The organism is Microbulbifer aggregans (assembly GCF_020524005.1).
Classification (GTDB): domain Bacteria; phylum Pseudomonadota; class Gammaproteobacteria; order Pseudomonadales; family Cellvibrionaceae; genus Microbulbifer; species Microbulbifer aggregans_A.
The window spans coordinates 1-865 of sequence record NZ_JAIVKK010000045.1 but is presented as its reverse complement, the minus strand read 5'-3'; the positions used below and the strand labels follow the sequence as shown (position 1 = coordinate 865).

The window sequence follows — 865 nt, the reverse complement described above, 5'->3', positions numbered from 1 at the left end:
GACAGTGCGCTCAATTTACTGCCAGTTGGCGCGGTAGGAGAACTGTATATCGGCGGTGCGGGACTTGCTCGAGGTTATCTGAATCGCCCCGAGTTGACTGCCGAGCGTTTTATTGACAATCCATTTGCCAGTGAACCGGATCTGGCCAAGGGTTATAACCGGCTTTATAAGACTGGCGATTTGGTACGCTGGTTACCGGACGGCAATTTAGAATACCTCGGCCGTAACGATAGCCAGGTTAAGGTTCGCGGTTATCGTATTGAGCTTGGCGAGATAGAGACAGCGCTGTCAAAATTGCCTGAGATAAAGCAGGCGGTGGTGATCGACCGAGAGCGGGCCGGTGATATTCTGTTGGCCGCATACTTGGTGCTGCAGGACGATGCTGAGTTAGTGCCCGGTGCGCTGGCACAAGCTCTGTCCGAGCGGCTTCCTGATTACATGGTGCCCGCCAGCTACACCGAGATTGCCCAGATTCCACTGACCATCAATGGCAAGTTGGATAGGCGAGCACTGCCAGAGCCGAGCTTTAACACGGCGCAGAGCTATGTTGCCCCGCGTACTGATCTAGAGGCCTCGCTATGTCAGCTGTGGCAGCAGGTGCTCGGTGTCGAACGCGTGGGTATCTACGATAACTTCTTCCATCTCGGGGGCAACTCGATCAGCGCCGTGCGCCTGAGCGCTGCCGCTCGCCAGCAGTTACAGTTAGATATTTCCCTGGTGCAGCTGTTTGAGCAAAAAACCATTGCCGCGTTGGTCAAGCAGCTCAGCCCGGCATCTCAGCGAGAGATTCCCAAGACTGCTTTGGCGCGCACACCGCTGTCGTTCGCTCAAGAGCGACTGCTGTTTATCGAGCGTTTTGAAAAGG

General features: G+C 55.4%; 1 protein-coding gene. It reads left to right on the top strand.

What is annotated here, in order from left to right:
- Positions 1-865: phosphopantetheine-binding protein (locus tag LC093_RS20235; protein WP_226669331.1), on the top strand; the 865-nt coding region annotated here is incomplete at both ends.